The sequence below is a fragment of the Streptomyces sp. NPDC051364 genome (assembly GCF_040682115.1).
In the GTDB taxonomy this organism is placed as follows: domain Bacteria; phylum Actinomycetota; class Actinomycetes; order Streptomycetales; family Streptomycetaceae; genus Streptomyces.
This window is the reverse complement of the sequence record NZ_JBFBAH010000040.1, coordinates 40,939-58,423: the sequence shown is the minus strand read 5'-3', so window position 1 is coordinate 58,423 and position 17,485 is coordinate 40,939. Positions and strand designations below refer to the sequence as shown.

Sequence of the window (17,485 nt, the reverse complement as noted above, 5' to 3'; positions counted from 1 at the left end):
CCAGGAGCAGGCCCACCCCTGACCAGCACAAACGACGACCCACCCGCGATGACAACTACCGCAGCAACCCAGTGACAATCACCCGCGGCGTCGCACCTCGCACCTTGTCTACGTGCGGGTTTCCCGTTCTTCACCGCCGGAATCGACCGGATGGCACCCAGGAGGAGGCAAGTGGATATGTTGACCACAAACCGCACCGATCATCGCGAGACCGCCCAGCGAGAAGCCATTGACGCGGTCCTGAGTGCCCTCGAATTGCCTGCAAGATCACTTGTGCCCGAACGAGGGCTTCGAACGCAGGTGATCATGGCGACGGGGTCCGGCAAGACCCGCGTGGCGGTCCGCAGCGCGGAGGCGCTCTACGCGGGCCGTGTCCTGGTGCTCGTGCCCTCGCTGGACCTGCTCGCCCAGACCGAGGCCGCGTGGCGCGAGGGAGGCCGCCGGGGCCCAATGATCGGAGTGTCCTCGCTGCGGGGCGAGGAGGTGTCCTTCCCCAACACCACGGACGTGGACGAGCTGGTGGAGTGGACGCGGGGCCTGGACAAGGTCACCGTGTACGCCACGTACGCCTCCCTCGGGCTGGGCACGCTGGAGAAGGCGCACAACGCCGGCCTTTCGGCCTGGGACCTGATCGTCGTGGACGAAGCGCACCGGACGTCGGGCCGGATCGGGAAGCCGTGGGCGGTCATCCACGACAACACCCGCATCCCGGCTCTGCGCCGGCTGTACATGACGGCCACGCCCCGGATGTGGCAGCTCGGGGACGAGGACGAGGCCGGCTCGCCCGGCGAGCTGGTCGCGAGCATGGATGACGACCCGGACGGGCCCTTCGGCAGCAGGTGCTTCACCCTGTCGCTTTCGGAGGCGATCGACCGGGGCATCTGTGCCCCCTACCAGGTCGTGTGCGTGGATGTCACCGACACCCAGCTCCAGGCCGCGCAGCTCCTGGGCGCGGAGGGCCGTTCGGCCGAGGTCCGCGGGGCGCGGCTCGCCGCTCTGCAGACCGCGCTGGTGAAGGCGTCGGCGGAGGAGGGCTTCCGCAGGACGCTGGTCTTCCACCACGTGGTGAAGGAGGCCGAGGCGTTCGCGGCCGGCCTTCCCGATGTCGCCACGCAGCTGCACGCCAGTGACCGCGAGCTGTACCCGGCCGCGGTGTGGGCGGACTGGCTGTGTGGCGAGCACAAGCCGCTCCATCGCCGGCGCGTTCTCGCCGAGTTCGCGGAGGGGATCGCCACGGACGGCACCGTGGTGGAGAAGGGCTACCTGGGCTCGGTGAAGGTCCTCGGTGAGGGCGTCGACACGAAGAACTGCGACTCCGTGTACTGGGCGGATGTCCGCGGCTCCATGCCCGACCTCGTCCAGGCCGTGGGCCGGGCCCTGCGGATGCAACCCGGCGAGGGCAAGGTGGCCTCCCTCGTGGTGCCGATCCTGCTCGGGCCGGGCGAGACGGCGGACAACATGCTCACCAGCCGTGCGTACGGCGGCCTCGCCAAGCTCCTCGAAGCGTTGCGGGCACACGACGCACGGATCGTGGAAACCCTCGCGGAACAGCAGGCGCCAAGCCGCTACAAGCCCGTCAGCGATGACGGCAGCGGCAAGAGCGGCAACGGGACCGGCAGCGGCTCCGGAGGCGTCAGCGCCCCCGCCAAGGCCCTGCTGAAGTTCTCCACGCCCCGCGACCCGGCCGCGCTCGCCGCGTTCATCAACCTGCGCGTCCTGAACCCAGAGCACGAGCACTGGCGGCGCGGGGTAGAGGCCGCCGTCATCTACGCCCGCAAGCACGGTGACTTGCGCGTCCCGTTCACGTTCCGCGTCCCGGCCGCCGCCGAGGACGCGGAGGCGTCCGGGTGGCCGGCCTCGCTGGCGAACTTCCCGCTCGGGCAGTGGACCGCCGACGCCCGCCGCTTCTACAACCGCGGCGACATGGACGAGGAACGCGTCGCCCAGCTGGAGAAGCTCGGCATGGTCTGGTCCCACTTCGACGTCGCCTGGGCGGAGGGGCTGTCGGCCGCGCGCGGGTGGGCTGCCGAGCACGGACACCTCCTGGCGCCGCTGGACGCCGCCTACCAGGGCGCAGCGGTGGGGATCTGGCTGAAGAACGCGCGGGCCGCCGCGCGGAAGGCGCAGGAGATCGAGCAGCGGCGGGCCGAGGGGCTGCCGGTGGAGTCGTCGGCTGGCGCGATGACGCGGGAGCGGCGCGAGCAGCTGGAGGAGATCGACCCCTCGTGGTGCCCGGCGTGGCCGGTGACGTGGCAGCGCTGCTTCCACCTCGTCCGGCAGCACCTGGACACCGGCGAGACGCTGCCGACCAAGGCGGGCGAGGTCGTGCGCCAGGGCGAGGACCTCGGCCGGTGGGTCACCTCAGTCCGGCACGGGTGGGACCAGCTCACCGCGGTGCAGCAGTGGATGTGCGAACAAGTCCTCGGCATCGAACCCGCCAGCGAAGACGAGAAGCCGAAGCCGCGCACCAGCCAGGCAGACAAGTGGGCAATGCACTACGCCGCCGCCGCCCAGTACTTCGCGCGCGAGGGCCACCTGACGGTGCCCCGCAAGCACGTCGAGACCATCACCCTCGGCGAGGACGGCGGCGAGGGCCAGGCGCAGCGGGACGTCCCGCTGAAGCTCGGGACGTGGGTCGACAACCAGCGCCGCCGGGCCGCCACGCTGACGCCGGAGCGTGTTGAGCAGCTGTCCAAGGTCGGGATGCGTTGGGCCTAACGCACTCTGGGCTGGGCGGGATCGCCCAGCCTGGCTCTGTCCACGAGAACGGACCGCACTTCGACATCGGTTTGGGAGGCACACGGCCGCCGGATCCACGCCGGAATGTTCACGAGTTTCGGTTCTGGCACACATTCCGTGAACGATCTTGCTGGCTCTCCGCCAGCAGGGCGGTACGCACCACGTGAGCTGCGCGGATTCGATGTCACGTGAGGCTGATGGAGTCCGAGTCAAGATCGTTCACGGAATGTGTGCCAGAACCCGAGTTTCGACGGCAGCGGGGCCTCTCTCGCGGGATGAGGGCTCGGCCGGCGCTCGGCGCTCCTCCCAGATCTGGTCTTGTGCTTGGGAGCTGACACCACTTGTCGCTCAGAGAGGAGAACGCTTGGTTTCCCCGAAGGGCGATGTCTCTGCGTTCTGACAACGCCCGGTGTCTTGCGGTGGGAGCATCGGAGTGCTCTGTGCGATGAGGGGCGAGGGTGCCACAGAAGTTCAAGGTCGATCTGTACGCTGCGGTCCGCCGACCCCTACCGGTCGCTGTCAGCCACGTCCGGTAGCGGTGGCAGATGGATCATCAGTAATTGTTTTCCATCATGTATTCAGCCACTTGCTCCGTGGCCTTGCGCGCATTGACGTACTGGCCCTCGCCGTAGACCGCCACGACCACGGCCGTGCGGGTCTTCACCGCGAGCATGCCTCCAGGGCCCTTCCGGCCCATGATGAAGCTATCGTCGGCCTCGCGAACGGAGTACTTGTTACCCCCTACCGTGACACCGTTTGACGTTGCGTCCGCCGGATTTACGAACAGCCTGCCCAGCGTCTCGCTCTCCGCCGGGGAAATGGAGAAGCCGTTGGACTTTGCCCAGGTGGCGCCGTCACTGCCGATGATCGCGGCCTGGTCCATTCCCTTGGTGTCGAGAAGGGTGTCTACGTGCGCCTGCCACATGTGGGTGCTCCCTCAGGAAGTGATCAGCGTCTGTGCTGGTAACGAGGCGTGGTGGGAAGAGATGCGGAGTACCTACCGGCCTGACCGAGACTTGGGCCGAAAGGACGATAGGTGTCGCATTCGCCGATCGCGTGACCGGGTCGAGGTGGAGGGGCCCGCAGGCGAAGCCGAGAGCGCACTGCCTTGGCGCGGACCGAAGGCCGGCCACCATCACGGCATCGGAAAGAGCCCACACACGCTCAAGCGTTGCTGGTTCTCATCGACATTTCCGGGCTCTGTGATGGCTAAGTGCTGCCCAAGACCGTCGACAAACGTTGCCCGCTCCCACTTACAGAACCACAGATCGCTGGCTTCTAGGTCAACGGCCTCCACATTCTTCGGGATAGCGAGGCGCGGTCGATTACGCTCGAAAGACCCGTCCAGGCGCCTTTCCGCCAAGATCGCCCGAGTGCGTGGCGTATTCGTCCCGTTACCGCGTGCCGCTTCGCTGATGTCGGCATCGTGGGGCTGGCGTGTGGGGACCTTTGGTCTGGAGCCGGGGGGGCCGGTGCTGCACGCGCCGATGAGGGAGGAGATCATGACCACGAACGAGTCTGCCGAAGTCCAGGAGAACGCACCGCAGGAGAGCGCGCTCTACGACTCGCCGCCTGCGGAGGTGGTGGAGCGGGCGGATCGGGCGCGCAAAGAGTTGGAGGCGCTGGGCGCCACAGTTGAGTTCAAGGCGAAGTGGTGGGGGTTCGAGGTTCACCTCAACCAGCAGGCGGTGGACGCCTACCTGGAGATCAAGGACCTGATTGCGGACATCCTCAGCGAGGTGCTCAAGGAGCCGCTTTCGACGCTGGTCACCCTGGCGGCCATGGCGCAGAAGGTCTGGGTCCAGGCGGTGGCCGCCGGCTACGGCTGCAAGCTGGTGTCGCCGTGGATCTCGCCGACGATGCTCATCCCGGTACGGCTTGGCCCCGACGAAGACTTCAACCTGTGGTGGACGGTGTTCAAGCCCGGTCAGGGCTGGAACGAGGACACCCGGTTTCCGGCCCACGCCACCGCCTCGAACCCGGCGCTGGCGGTGTTGAACGGGAAGCTGATCCTGGTGCACCGAGGCTGGGGCGGGAGTGACAAGAACCTGTGGTGGACCTCGTTCGACCCGGACAAGGGCTGGTCCGAGGACAAGACGCTGCCGGCCCATAAGAGTGACGCCGGGCCCGCGCTGGCGGTCTTCAACGGCAAGCTGCACTGTGTCCACCGGGGCGCCAACGGCGACCCCCAGCTGTGGCACACCACGTTCGACGGCACCAGCTGGTCCGCCGACACCAAGCTCCCCGCCCGAGTTCGCACGGGCCCGCGCTGGCCGTCTACGGCAACAAGCTGCACTGCGTCCACAAGGGCGCCACCGACAACTACCTGTGGCACACCACCTTCGACGGCACCCGCTGGTCGGCGGACACCCCGCTGCCCGCCCACGCCACTTCCTCCAACCCCGCACTGGCCGTCTACGGCAACAAGCTGCACCTGGTCCACCGCGGCGCCGGAAGCGACGTGGCCCTGTGGCACACCACCTTCAACGGAAGCAGCTGGTCCGCCGACACCAAGCTCCCCGCCCACTCCAGCCTGGAGGGCCCGGGCCTGGCCGTGTTCGACAACCAGCTGTACTGCGTCCACCGCGGCTACGGCAACGCCGACCAGCAGCTGTGGTGGACCACCTACAACGGCAGCACCTGGTCCCCCGACCAGCGGTTCCCCGCCCACTCCAGCGCCGCCGGCCCTGCCGTCATCGCCTACCGCGACAAGAACGGCACACAAGACCAGCTCATGGTCGTCCACCGCGGCTACGGCGACAGGGCCGCCGGCACCGACAGCGCCGAGATCGAAGCACAGATCGCCGCCGAGGGACACACCGCCTGACAACCCGGCGCTCCCACTGACCGACCACCACCCCCGTTCAGTGGGAGCGCCGTCCGCACCACCTCAGGAACAGCCCAGGGGAAGGGTGCCTGGCCTGAGCCCCAGCCACCTTTCGTCTGCCCGAGGTTGGTTCACCCGGGGCAATTCGTCCCCTGGCCGCCCCGGAACCAGAGTTGGACGCCGGTGCCTCCCGTTTTCGTGAACATCGACCGCGACGCGATCGGGGTGCCTCCCGAGCCGATGAACAACCGCTGTCGACACTCGTGAACAAAGCCACCCAGCCCGGAGTGCCCCTTTTCGTCAGCTGACAACAGGCGTGTCCGGGCCCTGGTCTTCGGCTAGGCCCTCAGGGATGAAGCGTGAGTAGCTTTCGCGCAGGTGCGGTGCCGGCACGGGGGTGCACTCTTGCGGTACGGGTCGGGTGTGGGTGGCTGTCCGTCAGGGGGTTGTGGCCGGGCCGCAGGTCGCTGAGGCGATCACGATGTCGAGGTCGAGTTCCGCTGTAAGGCCGGGGATCGTCAGATGGGCCGCGTTGACGGTCAGACCGCCGTCGGGGTTGTGGATCTGCTCGTTGACCGTCATCCGGCCCCGCCCGACGTCGAAGCTGTAGTTGACGGCGTCGGCAGGAATGGACTGCCCCCCAGGCAGCTGCAGGCCGCTCAAGGTTGTCGAGCCGCTGATGCCCTCCTGCGTGGAGGAGCACTGCGCTCGGGCGGCCTCGATTCCCACGCTGGCGCCCTGACCGCCCAGGCCGTCGTTGGTGATCATTACGTCGGACGCAGTGGCCTGGCTGGCCACACCCCCGGTGCCCGGGTCGTGGCGTGCGCTGGTCTCCAAGGTACCGACCGCGATGCCGGCGGGCAGAGCAGGACTGATGAGACTGTTGGTTTCGGGTCCCCCGGTCTGGGACATGGCCAGGGGAGCAATGGTGAGCAACGGCCCGTCTGCCTTCAGCCCGTACGCGGACCCCTCACCGGCTGCGGCCTGTGCCGGCGTCACACCAGCCAGCCCCACAGCCAGCACCGCCGCCGCTGTCACCCCGCACCGAAGTGCCCTGTGGAACATGGTTGCTCCCGTCTCGCCGCAGCACGCTGCATGATGGTTCACGCCCAGCGAACGATCTTGGCCCGCATACGTCACGCCCACTCGCCGACACGGCCGCCCCCGTCGCCCGGAGGGCAGGATCACCTCGCCCGGCGCCACGAGACTTGCCGGCACCGTTTCCCACGGGCCGGCGGCGGCCCCGCCGCGGCCGCGAGGGTGGAGCGTCAGCACGGACCAGACGGGCCCAGATTTGCACCCTGGCGGGACCAGTACGCGTGCGCGGACTGCCGGATGGTGCCGGGCGGCACCGGTGAGTTGCTCAAGGTGCGGCGGCGCAGGGGCTGAGCCCTGTGCCGCCGGGTGCGGTCTCTTGCGGCTCAGAACTTGTTGGTGGCCATGTAAAGCCGGTGGTGGCCGACGCCGCCGCCGTCGAAGTTCCAGTAGCCGCCCCCGTCGGGCAGGTTGCGGAGCGCGTAGAGGGCGGCGCGGTCGAAGCCGATGGTCCTCTCACACACCAGGTCGTCGTCGTTGGTGGCCCATCCCAGGATGGCGTTGATCAGGCCGGCTGCGATGCCGAGCAGGGCCGCCCAGCCGGCGCCCTTCTTCGTCTCGTCGTCACCGGCCTCGGTCATGTCGGCGGACGTGTCCACGGCCCACTCGGCGAAGTCCTTGAGGGCGCTGCGCAGGTCGTTGTAGAAGCCGCCGCTACTGTCGTCGGCTTCCCAGCACTGGATCTCGACCGACAGGTGCTGGTCGACAGGGCCGATGAACGCATACGTGTCACCGGCGTTGTAGTCGTAGTCGAACTCCGCGGGAACATCGATGACGTCGGTGTTTCCGTACTCCCTGGTCACGAACGACTTCTTGCCCTGCTTGTCGCTGCCCGCGCCCACCGCCCAGAAGATCTCGTCACTCCCGGAGATTTCTCCCGACTCCCGCATGCAGTCGAACTTCGTCATCCGAAGTCGCACGTTCAGCACGCCCTGCGTGTCGGCGGCCGGGCGCGGACCGGTCAGGATCGTGACGCCCCGCCCGAACTCGCCCAGCGCCGCGGCGAACTCCTGGCCGTCGAACGTCTCGGTGTCGGCCAGATTGTGCTTGCTGACGTCGATGATCTGAACGTTGGGCTGGGCGCAGATCTCCTTGGCCAGGGCGGGCAGCGCGGCCTTCAGATCGGCCTTGCTGAAGCCGTTCTCCAGTGGCCGGCTGGTGATCGCCTCGGGGAGCACCGGGACCGGTCCGCGGGCGCAGGCGTCGCGGTAGGCCTGTCCGAAGGCAGGCAGTTCCTTCTCCGGCAGGAGCGTGGTGGCAGCCTTGATGACGCGCTGTTCCAGGTCGGTCAGGGGCAGGCCCTTGTCCTGGCGGGCGGCGGCGTGCAGCAACACCCCGACCAGCAGGTTCGAGGCGCGGTTCAACCGTAGCCGCCGCTCCCCCAGGCTCTCCTTGCCCTGCACCCGCGGCCTTCCGGACAGCGAAGCCGTCACACGCTCCAGGCGCTGCTCAGCAGTAAATGATGATTTCGTCACGAACAACCACATCCCTCACACAGACTCGGAAACGCCCCCAAAACCTGGGACCGCCACGCTGCGTGATCGTAGCCACCGGAAGATCAATTCGTGCGGCATATGCGGCTACGGATAGTGATCGTGCTTCTGTGCGCGGAGGCGTGCACGCCGGTCACACTGCTCCAGCATGCCCTGCGCCGCCCTCCCCTCACGGCCGCACGCCTGGCCGGGCCGCAGGCGCGGGCCGGGGATGGCTCGTGTCGCAGCTGAAGGCCGGGGCGGTAGCCGGAGCGCACACCTGGATCTCAGAGAGCAGCGCCCCGCACGGGGTCCGAGCCGCGCTTCGAGGCCGGCTAGGACGAGGGTGCCCGTACGGCCGCCGGCGACCTGCTGCGCATCGCCGACACCACCGCCGCCCAGCGCGGGCGCGCCACCTCCAACGCCCAGCTACTCGCCCACCTTCGGCAACCGGCCTCCCCCGCCCCGGAGCCCCCGGCGCAGGAACCGGCCCCGGCCCCGGCCGCGGCACTAGACGCTACGGAGGTCCTGGCGGCGGCGCAGCGGTGCACGTGGGCCTTGGCCGACCCGGGCGACTTCCTCAGCTCCGAGGCGTCGGAGGAGATCCTGACCGTGGCCCTCAGCGCCGTGCGCGAGGACGAGCGGGCCGGGTACGTGCAGCGCCCGGAGGCGTTCGCCAACCGGCACCGGGGGCGCCTGGAGGAGCTGCGGCGCGCGTACGGGCCGGGTAGTAAGCCCGCCTCGCACGGCCGGTACATGCTGGCCGGCCAGCCCGAAAGCCTGATCGTCTGCGAGCGCATGGAGAGCGCCCCGTTCCTCCTCCGTGCCCGATGGGACGCGTCGCTGGAGGAGCTCCTGCTGGACGACCTCGAGTTCGCCTGGGGGCCGGCCACCCGCCTCAGCCGCTGACCTTCTGGAGCAGACGGCGACGGGCCGCACGGAGTCTTCCGTGCGGCCCGTCGCTGTCCCCGCTGCGGTCGTCATGCGCCGGCTTCCTCTGCTGGCGGGTCTGCAGGCTGCTCATCGCCGGGTTCGGCAGGGGGCATAGGGACGAGTCGGTCTGTGTCAGACAGCTCCAGCGCCCGGTGGATGCCCTCGATCGGAGGGGAGTCGTTGTCGGTGACGATGATCTGCAGGCGGTCGACGTGTTCGGTGGCAGTGCGCAGGAGGCTGGCGTACATCTTGCGCAGGCGTTCGAGGTCGACGCCTTCGTGGCCGACGTTGCTGCTGATGCCGTCGATGATCAGGAGGTTGGGCAAGGGGATGTCGTGGTCGTTGAGTGCCACGTGTTGGTGCGCCAGGACGTGGGCGACGTTGACGAGTACCTCGACGCCTTGCGATTGCAGGACAGCGAAGGGGCGGCCGTCCACGACAGGCATGTACGTCTTCTTGTTGATGTAGGAGCCCGGCTCGTTGTCGAAGCGGGGTGCGTGGAAGCTGCGGAGGGCGGCTTCGAAGGCGTCATCGAGTTTCCGCAGGCGTTCACTGACTGCCTGGTTGCTGTGGCGGGTGGCGTCGATTTTGCTGTTGAGGTCTTCTTGCTCGCGTTCCAGTTCGGCAACCCGTTCGGCCTGTCCTGCTAGCCGGTCGTGGAGGGCCAGGCCGTCGTCCAGGCGGGCGAGGTGCTCCTCGAGTCGGGCCTGCTGGGCGGCGACGCTTCGGATGCGGTCTGCCTGGTCGGTGATGTAGGTGGAAGTCGCTCGGTCCAGTTGGGCACCAAGGTCTGTCCGGTGCTGGGTCTGGGTAGCCAGGGCTGTCTGGAGCTGAGCAAGGCGGTGGGTGCTTCGGGCGATGAGTTCTTCGGTCTCTGTGACCTGCTCGATGACCCGGTCTTGTTCCGCGGCCAGGGAGGACGGCGCGGGCAGGTTGGGCGGGGCCTGGAGGCAGAGGCGGCAGGTGTGCTCGTCTCCCCTGTCCGGTACACCGGCTCCGCAGCGGGGGCAGGTGTGGAACTCGAAGTCGTTGAGGAGTCGCTCGGCAACCAGGGCGCGGGTGAGTCGGCGGCTCTGGGCAATGAGTTGTCCGTGGAGTTCACGGAGGTTGGTGATGGAGACGGCTTCGGCCTCGGTCGCACCGGCAATCCGGGCGATCTCTGCTTCCGTCTCGGCGATCCGCTCGCGGAGCGTGACGGTGGTCGGCCCGGTCAGGTTGATGTTGCCGGTAAGGCTAACGTCGGCTAGGCGAGCCTGGGTGAGCTCCCGCCCGGTCTCCTGCCGCTCGACTTCCAGCTGGGCGCGGGAGGCGAAGGCGGTGCTCAGGAGGATCCGTTCCAGGGTGTTCGCATCTGCGGTGAGGGCTGCCAGCTCTGTGGTGACTTCGCGCAGGCGGTCGCGTAGGCCGGCTGCCTCGGGGTCGTACAGACCGTAGAGGATCTCGAAGACGTACTTCCGCTTGATGTCCTTGGAGTAGTTGTCCGGGGTTCCGAAGACGGAGGAGTCGATCTCCTTCTGCCTGAGGACGCAGTACATGAGGTAGTCGCTGATGGTGACGGGAACCAGGGGGCTCCTGTCGTCGTTGGGGGCGCGCGGGACCCGGAGTCGGGGCAGCTTCAGTACGTCGCGCCACCAGTCACGGAACGTCTCGTCGTACCCGGCTTGGAGCTGGCTGGCGGGCAGCCGCCAGACTTCCCGGCGGCCTTCGATCTCGGCGATCTCCACCATGGCGTTCGGGGTTGTGACCAGGGGGCGGACGATGCGGAATCGGCGTTCTCCGACCAGCACGGTGCCCGCGATCGTTCGTCCTCGAAGTTCGGGGACGACGTTCACGTCGGCGCCCAGCAGGGCTCGGAGGCAGCTGACGGTGGCGGTTTTGCCGCCACTCATGGAACCGACGATCGCGTTCATGCCGGGTTCGAATCGGATCGTGCGGCTGGTGCCGACCAGGGTGATCTCTTCGATGCGCAGTCTCACAGGTGGGTCCCCCAGTCCGCCTCGACGATGTCGGGGAACGTCTCGTAGATCAGGTTTTTCAAGGTGAGGCCGGTCAGGTTGAAGTACCGGCGCAACAGCACTGCCCGGTCGCGCACCGGGCGCCAACTCTCGCTTTCAGCGAGGGCACGTGCCACGTCATGTCCGGCCTGGGTGGTGCAGTAGGTCGCGATGGCGTCCTCGTGTTTGGGCTCGATGAGTCCTTTGCCTGTGAGGGCGCCGAGCAGTGCGTAGTAGGCGGGGTCCCAGGGTCCGTACCTGTAACGGATCATGCTCTGCTCGATCGTTCCGGTCAGCCACGGGTTATCGCCAGCGTCGACGTTGGGCCGACGAACAGCCATGAGGGTGTTGAACCGGTCCGGGTAGCGCAGCAGGAAGTCGAGCTTGGCCAGCTTCATGCGCCCCTCGATGCCCTTGCCCGCCTTGGTTTCGGAGAACACGTCGATGAGGAGCAGCAGGCGGGCTTGGGCATCGACCGAGGGCGGCCTGGTGGCCGGCACCGCAGTCACGGGCGCGGTAACGCTAGGGAGCATCTCGATCGCTCCCCCAGTCGAACTTGCACTCATCCGAGATCGCGCATGCCCTGCCCATCAGGAGCACACCGTCCTGGGCGTAGAGGGGATGGCGGTCGTACGTGCCGGGGCTGGCATCGAGCGTGCGCTGCAGCTCGTCGAAGATGCCGTCCGCAGGCTGGGGCTGTCCTTTGTGGGAGCGGCCGGTGCGGCGGGCCAGCAAGAGCAGACGCTGATCGAGGTCGGTCTCGATGGCTTGGTCGGCGGGCCAGGCTCCCAGGGCCAGCTCTTTGAAGCGGTGGCGCTCAGCGTGGGCCCGGAACATCTGCGCCTCCTCGATGACCTCCCTGGAGGCCGCGCCCGCCCGGAGCTTGCGAACGAGCGCGGTCTCCGAGCCATTCAGTTGCTGGGAGAGGTCTTCCAGCAGAACGTGGTCGGGACGGGTCAGGCGCTGGCGTACGTCGGCAATCGACGCTGCGGAGAGGCGTTTGTTCAGCACGGCCGGGGGCGGGTTGTCGAGGACCAGGAGCTCTGTCCACCGGGCTACGGGAAGACCTTGGGTGGCGTCGCGGGTACGCCGGAGCAGTTCGTTGTAGAGGGCGTCGATCATCGCCATGGTGAGCCCTGGGCCAAGATCCGCCAGGACTCGCGTGTTGCGCAGCTCGATGTCGCCACGTCGTGGCAGCGGCTTGATGCGCACCAAGGGAAGGAAGCCGGTGAGTGCGTCCTCTTTGACTTTCAGGTGCGTCGCGACCCGCTTGCGGCACGCCGCATTGTCTCCGCCCTGGCCCCTGGAGAGGGCTTGGACCGCCTCGTCGGCTGGGTCGAGATGACCCTCGATGCCAGCGGTCAGCTGATAGGTCAGGCCGGTGCCCGCCACGGTTGTGTGCGTGCGCCACAGGCTCTTGAGTGGCTTACTGGCGAGCACGTCCGTGAGCGTCCAAGGCTCGGTGGCATCCCTCGTTTTGATCTGCTGGAAATCCCAGAACACACCACTGATGCACCGGGGGTCGCCCCTGCGGGCGACGACTACGTCCTCGATGTGCTCGCAGGTCACATGGCTGACCGTTCCACCCGCGAGCATCTCCAGGACTGCTTGCACGGAGATGTGTATCTGATATTCGAACCGTCGCACCACGTCTGACCCTGTGTCATCCGGTGCTTCGATTTCAATCGGATCGACCATCCGCCCCCCATCTCGTTACTCCCCAAGCACGCAGCGTAGGGGGTCCGTGATCGCCAGTCGACAGTCGAGGAGATCCAGTCGTGCTTGCTCGTAACTAGGCCAAGGCACGAGAGCCCGCCGTCAGCCTCCTTCGCGATCCGACCGCCTTCTGCTCGCAGCGTCGGCGCTCGGCGCAAGGGGCGGACTTGCCCAACCGGCGGTGGTCGTGATCTCGGCGGCACGTCTGGCCCAGCTTCAGACCCGCCGCCAGCGGGGGCTTGCCCAGGGTCGCCTTAGGCTTGCCCACGCTGCCGGTGAAAGGCTTGCCCAGCTCTCAGGAGGCTTGCCCGGGGCGGAAGCGAGAGCGCCAGCCGCGGGCCTTTTCGGCGGTTTCGGCGACCTCCGCCTCCAGGCGGTCGCGTTCGGCCTGGTCGGCGGCCGCGACCGTCTTGGCCTCGCACGGCTCGCACAGCCTCGGGTCCCAGTGGTGACCCGGCGTCGGGGAGTAGCGGGTGTTCTCCCAGCGGTCGTTGTCGAACTTCGTCCCGCAGCCGGCGCAGGCAGGGCGGGCGGCCTCGCGCTCGGCCTTCTTCTGCTCGGCCGCGCGGCGCAGCTGCTCCTGGTACTCCGCCTGTTGCGCCTTCATCCTCTCTGCCCGGCGGGCGAGGACGGCGTCGCGGCGGGGGTTGCCGATCGCGTCGCGCAGTGGCTGCATGTGGGTACGGCCGAAGCGGAGGAAGACCGGGCCGTTGGGGCCGTGCTCGCGCAGGTTGCGCAGGCCGGTCGCGATGATCGGGATCTTGCGGTCGTAGCTGCTGTACCCGTCGGCCGGCTCGCCCGCCCACAGCGGCCGGGTGAGCTCCTGCAGCCGCGGGACGGTGCGGTTGGGGTCGCGGGCGCCGAGGCGGTTGAAGACGATCAGGACCGGCGGGTGCGGGGCCTCTCCTCGCTCGGCGACGCGGGCCATCCAGCGCGTGCGCCACATCGGCTTGTCCTTGCCGTCGGTGTCCTTGATCGTTCGTTTGAAGAACCTGGAGTACTTCAACAGCTTGGCCGCGATCTCCTCGGCGGTCTCGTGGCAGTTGTCGACCTCGATGAACAACAGCGGGATCTGGTCCTGCGGGGCGGTGAGCACGATGTCGGCCTGGGCGCCGCCCTTGCCCGGCGCACCCCACGTCCCGGTGGCGGGCAGCGGGACCTCCGTCGCGTACGAGGCGATCGTGCCGACACCGGCCGGGGCGTCGACGGCGGCCTGCGCGGCCGCCTTGGCCTCAGCCGGCTCCCGGGTCAGCAGCCGGAGGTCGGGCTTCGGGCGGAGCATCGCGATGACCGTCTCGTTGACAGCCATGGGGTGGGTGGCCCCGCTGGAGCCCGCGCCGCGGGCGGTGGAGCCCATCTCCGAGAGCGGGCGCCCGAGCTCGTAGGAGGCGGCTTCCAGGCCCTTGGTGGTCAGGTTGCGCAGCGACTCCCCCGCCCGGGTGGTGCCGCCGTTCTCGGCGAGGCCGTGCTTGCGCAGATCGGAGAGCGCACCCGCGTGCGAGGCGGTACGGGCGGTCTTCCGCTCGGAGGCGGTCGGCTTGCTCGTGTGCCGGTAGGTCAGGTGCGGTGAGGCGATCCGCTGGATCTGGTCGGCCGTGGCCACCTTCAAAACCCCGAGCACGCGCAGCACATCGCCCCGCAGGTCGTTCGAGGACCCCGCCGGATTCGTCAGCCGCCTGCCTGCCATCAGCTCCACCCCTTCGCCGCGCGCGACCAGCTGCACCGGTCCGCCGTGAACTGGACCTGACTGGTCGTGGAGGGCGCCGGGCCCCCCTGGAACCCGATGATCTCCTCCCACACGGACAACAAGAGGGGAGAAGAGGGGTGTGACGGCGCAGTTTTCACGCCGATTCCGGCACTGACCTGCATGTTTGCCATCCTGCCGGGTGTCGGGCCCCCAAGTGGGTCCCGAAGGAGACTCCGAAGTGCCCCCTCAAGGAGCCCACTTCGGCTTACCCAGCCAGTGCGGGGCCCGCTCGCGTCCAGCTCGGGGCAGGGCCGGGCTGGCGGCAGCGGGCCGCGTCCTGGACGGGAGTGGATGGTCGCCATCGTCGTATCTCCTTCGCTTCCTTCACCGCCACACGCCGGGGCCGTGGATGGAGAGCGTGCGGAGGGACCCCTTGACCACGGTCTAACGGTGGCCAGCAGCGGGCCATGTCCAGGGGAAACGCAGCGTTCGCGTCCGTGCGCCGGACCCGGACAAGGGGTCAGCGGCCGGGACCGCCGTCGAATGGGACCCCGGACAAGGGGGGTCCTGCTGGTGAAGTTCTGGTTCTCGGTCTCCCGTGCCGAGCAGCGCACCCGCTTCGCGATCCGCTAGTCGATCCGGTGCGGCAGTGGAAGCTATCGCCCACGGACCTGGCCTCGTTGGACCTTCGGGACGCGTACACCAGCGCGAAGGTCGCGATCTCCGCGCGACCGACACCGGCGCCGCGCCATGGACGGTGGTGATCAGCAGCGACAAGCGGCGCGGCCGGCTGGAGGCGATCCGCAGCCTCAGTGGCACATCGACTACGACGGGAAGGACGAAGCGGTGGTGGGCCGCCCCGACCCCCTCATCGTCGGCGCCGCAGGACACCTGAGCAAGTCATAGCTCGTCAGGAGCGGTCCGGCGGTGCCGTAGGGTGGGGTTCACCGACGCGGGGTGGAGCAGCTCGGTAGCTCGCTGGGCTCATAACCCAGAGGTCGCAGGTTCAAATCCTGTCCCCGCTACTGATATCAGAAGGCCCCGGATCCTCAAGGATCCGGGGCCTTCTGCCTTGTCCGCCGTGTGTTGGATCAGCCGACACGGTGGAAGGTGAATGAGCGGAAGAAACCGCCGTCGTCCGCCCATTCCACGTGGAGGGTGTTGCCCTGGGATTGGGTGACAAGGCGGGTCGGGGTCTGGGTGCAAAAGCGCTGTGGTTCGGACGCCGTGACCGTCTCGGGGCTGAAGGTCAGGGTGTCGCCGATGGAGGCGAGTACGGAGAAGCCTTCGCAGTGGTGGGCGTCGCCGTCCCATTTAAATTCGGCCCGGGCGTAGCCGGGTTTTCCCTGGTTGATTGTCATGCGCACGGATGAGGTGGGGTCGTTTCCGTCCTGGGCGCGCCATGTCCCGATGAACGGTGTGGGGATCGTCTGGGTTTGTGGCGCGGTGCGGTGGAGGGTGGCTGTGGTTCCTTCCGATTTCCAGGTGAGGTTGGTGTCTCCTTGGCGTCGGAGTGTGATGTCTCCGTTGGTGGTGCAGAGGTGGCTGGGGATTCCTGAGGTCGGGTTTGTTGTGAGGACGAGCAGTGTGCCGGCCGAGATGAGGGTTCCTTTTGACTGGCAGAGGGAGCTGGCGGTCGACGTCAGGATGTCCGCGGTCTCTGCGCCCACCGCGCCCTTGCGGATCTCGATCCGGCGCAAGGTAGGGGCTTTGTCTCCGGGCTTGGTGAATTCGCCTTGCCATGTGCCCAGGTAGTCGTCGGGGACCGCCGTCACGCTGGTCTCAGTCGAGCGGGTCGGATTCGGGGGCGAAGTTGGGTCGGTCAGCGCCGGGCTCGGGGACGGCGTGGGCGATGCCGGAAGTGAAGGGCTCGGTGTCGGGGGCGGCAGGGAAGCCTCCGGGGCCGGTGTGGGCCGGTTCGCCTGTTCCAGCGGGGGTTGCTGACCGTTTCGCACGAGGGTGACGGCGGCCACCGCTGAGAGGGAGGCGGCGAGCGTCACGGCAACGGCCATCATGACGATCAGGCGTCGGCGGCGCGACCGGTCAGAGGGTGGCGAGACCGTGGTGGGGCTGGGGGGCGGGGAGGTGAGGGCCAGAGCTTCGCGGGGGGTGTTCTGTACAGCTGTCGGCTCGAGGGTGTGCACACCCGCTGCCCGGGCGCTGAGTAGCCGGGCTGCGGCGTAGTGCTCGACCAGTGCGGTGCGGGAGACGATCAGGATGGCGGCGGCTTCGCGTGAGGCTGCCGTGTAGGGCACGGGAAGGTATTGATCGTTGCCGGGCCGGGCGTCGTCACGGGCACGGGATGCGGCATCTGCTGCGGCGGATGGGTCGTGCGCGGTGGCTTCGTCACGCACGCGGCGTACAGCGTCTTGGACCAGGCGGACTTGGTCCAGTCGGTGGTGTGCTTCACGCAGATCAGTGGCTGCCTGATCGGCGGCGGGAGCCAGAGCAGCCGCGTCGGCGCCCGGTGCCGTGCCGTGTTGTGAGGGCATCTGGAGGCCGGCGATGACGCCGAGGAGGATGTGGACCAGACGCTCCGCGTCCTGCAGAGCGACGGTGGCCTGGGCTGCCGCCTGTGCCGCCGTCACTCCTTCCACGGCGGTGCTCGGCTCGTCAGGGCCAAGAGGCTGCTGTGCGGCGGTTGCCTGCTCGTGGAGGCGCTGGGCCAGCGCCCATCTCGCGGCGCGCGCTCGCTCATCTCGCACCAGGTCATGTACGAGGCGTTTGAGCAGGTGCAGGTGGATCGTTTTGGTCCCGGAGCGGTACTCGCCCCAGCTCGTTTTGCTGATCTTGTACCGCTCCGCAAGCTCGCGGATCGTGAAGTCCTGGGTCAGATCCCGCAGGAACACCGCGAGCTCATTGGCTTCATCGGTTTCCCCCTTGGGCCCGCCCTGTGGACGGCCGGCCTTCACCACAGCGGCACTCCCCCGGTTGGTTGTCCGCGTTGTCCGCTCTTCCGTGTCGTCTGAACTGCGATAACGGACAACGCCTATTGATGGACAATCAGACCAGGTCAGACCGT

Annotated in this window: 11 protein-coding genes, 1 tRNA gene and 1 pseudogene; 5 read left to right on the top strand and 8 right to left on the bottom strand. The window is 68.2% G+C overall.

All coding sequences use genetic code 11. The annotated features are described in order from the left end of the window. Positions 1–177: 177 nt before the first annotated feature. Entirely contained in the window at positions 178–2,718 is a 2,541-nt protein-coding gene (locus AB0M76_RS39095) for a Helicase associated domain protein (RefSeq protein ID WP_365957492.1), read from the top strand. 574 nt (positions 2,719–3,292) lie between these two features. On the opposite strand, the gene AB0M76_RS39090 is transcribed toward AB0M76_RS39095, so the two are convergent. Continuing rightward, positions 3,293–3,664, bottom strand: coding sequence for a profilin (locus tag AB0M76_RS39090; RefSeq protein WP_365957491.1), 372 nt, complete (start codon positions 3,662–3,664; stop codon positions 3,293–3,295). Between the two features lie 1,269 nt (positions 3,665–4,933). Here AB0M76_RS39090 and AB0M76_RS39085 point away from each other — a divergent pair. Next, on the top strand, positions 4,934–5,566 hold the full coding sequence (locus AB0M76_RS39085; protein WP_365957490.1) for a hypothetical protein: 633 nt from the start codon (positions 4,934–4,936) through the stop codon (positions 5,564–5,566). A 438-nt stretch (positions 5,567–6,004) separates the two neighbouring features. Here AB0M76_RS39085 and AB0M76_RS39080 read toward each other — a convergent pair whose 3' ends face one another. Continuing rightward, complete coding sequence (locus tag AB0M76_RS39080) at positions 6,005–6,589, bottom strand: choice-of-anchor P family protein (RefSeq protein ID WP_365957489.1); 585 nt, start codon at positions 6,587–6,589, stop codon at positions 6,005–6,007. A 398-nt stretch (positions 6,590–6,987) separates the two neighbouring features. Further along, positions 6,988–8,136, bottom strand: coding sequence for a hypothetical protein (locus tag AB0M76_RS39075; RefSeq protein ID WP_365957487.1), 1,149 nt, complete (start codon positions 8,134–8,136; stop codon positions 6,988–6,990). A gap of 555 nt (positions 8,137–8,691) precedes the next feature. Here AB0M76_RS39075 and AB0M76_RS39070 point away from each other — a divergent pair. Next, positions 8,692–9,042 (top strand): hypothetical protein, encoded by a 351-nt coding sequence (locus AB0M76_RS39070; RefSeq protein WP_365957486.1) that lies wholly within the window; start codon positions 8,692–8,694, stop codon positions 9,040–9,042. Between the two features lie 71 nt (positions 9,043–9,113). Here the strand turns inward: AB0M76_RS39070 and AB0M76_RS39065 are convergent, their stop codons facing one another. From AB0M76_RS39065 to AB0M76_RS39050, 4 genes are all read right to left on the bottom strand, one after another. Next, positions 9,114–11,042, bottom strand: coding sequence for a hypothetical protein (locus tag AB0M76_RS39065; protein ID WP_365957485.1), 1,929 nt, complete (start codon positions 11,040–11,042; stop codon positions 9,114–9,116). Further along, a complete protein-coding gene (locus tag AB0M76_RS39060) occupies positions 11,039–11,569 on the bottom strand; it encodes a hypothetical protein (RefSeq protein ID WP_365957484.1) in 531 nt (176 codons plus the stop codon). The genes AB0M76_RS39065 and AB0M76_RS39060 overlap by 4 nt, the downstream gene beginning before the upstream one ends. A gap of 13 nt (positions 11,570–11,582) precedes the next feature. Next, positions 11,583–12,758, bottom strand: a complete 1,176-nt coding sequence (locus AB0M76_RS39055; RefSeq protein ID WP_365957483.1) for a dsDNA nuclease domain-containing protein — start codon at positions 12,756–12,758, stop codon at positions 11,583–11,585. Between the two features lie 313 nt (positions 12,759–13,071). Then, positions 13,072–14,463, bottom strand: coding sequence for a replication-relaxation family protein (locus tag AB0M76_RS39050; protein WP_365957482.1), 1,392 nt, complete (start codon positions 14,461–14,463; stop codon positions 13,072–13,074). A gap of 561 nt (positions 14,464–15,024) precedes the next feature. Between AB0M76_RS39050 and AB0M76_RS39045 the strand changes: the two are divergent. Both AB0M76_RS39045 and AB0M76_RS39040 read left to right on the top strand, forming a co-directional pair. Further along, a pseudogene (locus AB0M76_RS39045) lies at positions 15,025–15,369 on the top strand (polyphosphate kinase 2); the annotation flags it as partial. Between the two features lie 45 nt (positions 15,370–15,414). Further along, positions 15,415–15,488: transfer RNA gene (locus AB0M76_RS39040), tRNA-Met, on the top strand. A 66-nt stretch (positions 15,489–15,554) separates the two neighbouring features. Here the strand turns inward: AB0M76_RS39040 and AB0M76_RS39035 are convergent. Then, positions 15,555–17,378, bottom strand: a complete 1,824-nt coding sequence (locus AB0M76_RS39035) for a hypothetical protein (RefSeq protein ID WP_365957481.1) — start codon at positions 17,376–17,378, stop codon at positions 15,555–15,557. Positions 17,379–17,485: the final 107 nt, after the last annotated feature.

Excerpts from the sequence above, each read along its gene's own strand:
- AB0M76_RS39095 (WP_365957492.1), top strand. The coding sequence starts at position 178 with ATGTTGACCACAAACCGCACCGATCATCGCGAGACCGCCCAGCGAGAA.
- AB0M76_RS39050 (WP_365957482.1), bottom strand. The coding sequence starts at position 14,463 with ATGGCAGGCAGGCGGCTGACGAATCCGGCGGGGTCCTCGAACGACCTG.
- AB0M76_RS39055 (WP_365957483.1), bottom strand. The coding sequence starts at position 12,758 with ATGGTCGATCCGATTGAAATCGAAGCACCGGATGACACAGGGTCAGAC.
- AB0M76_RS39090 (WP_365957491.1), bottom strand. The coding sequence starts at position 3,664 with ATGTGGCAGGCGCACGTAGACACCCTTCTCGACACCAAGGGAATGGAC.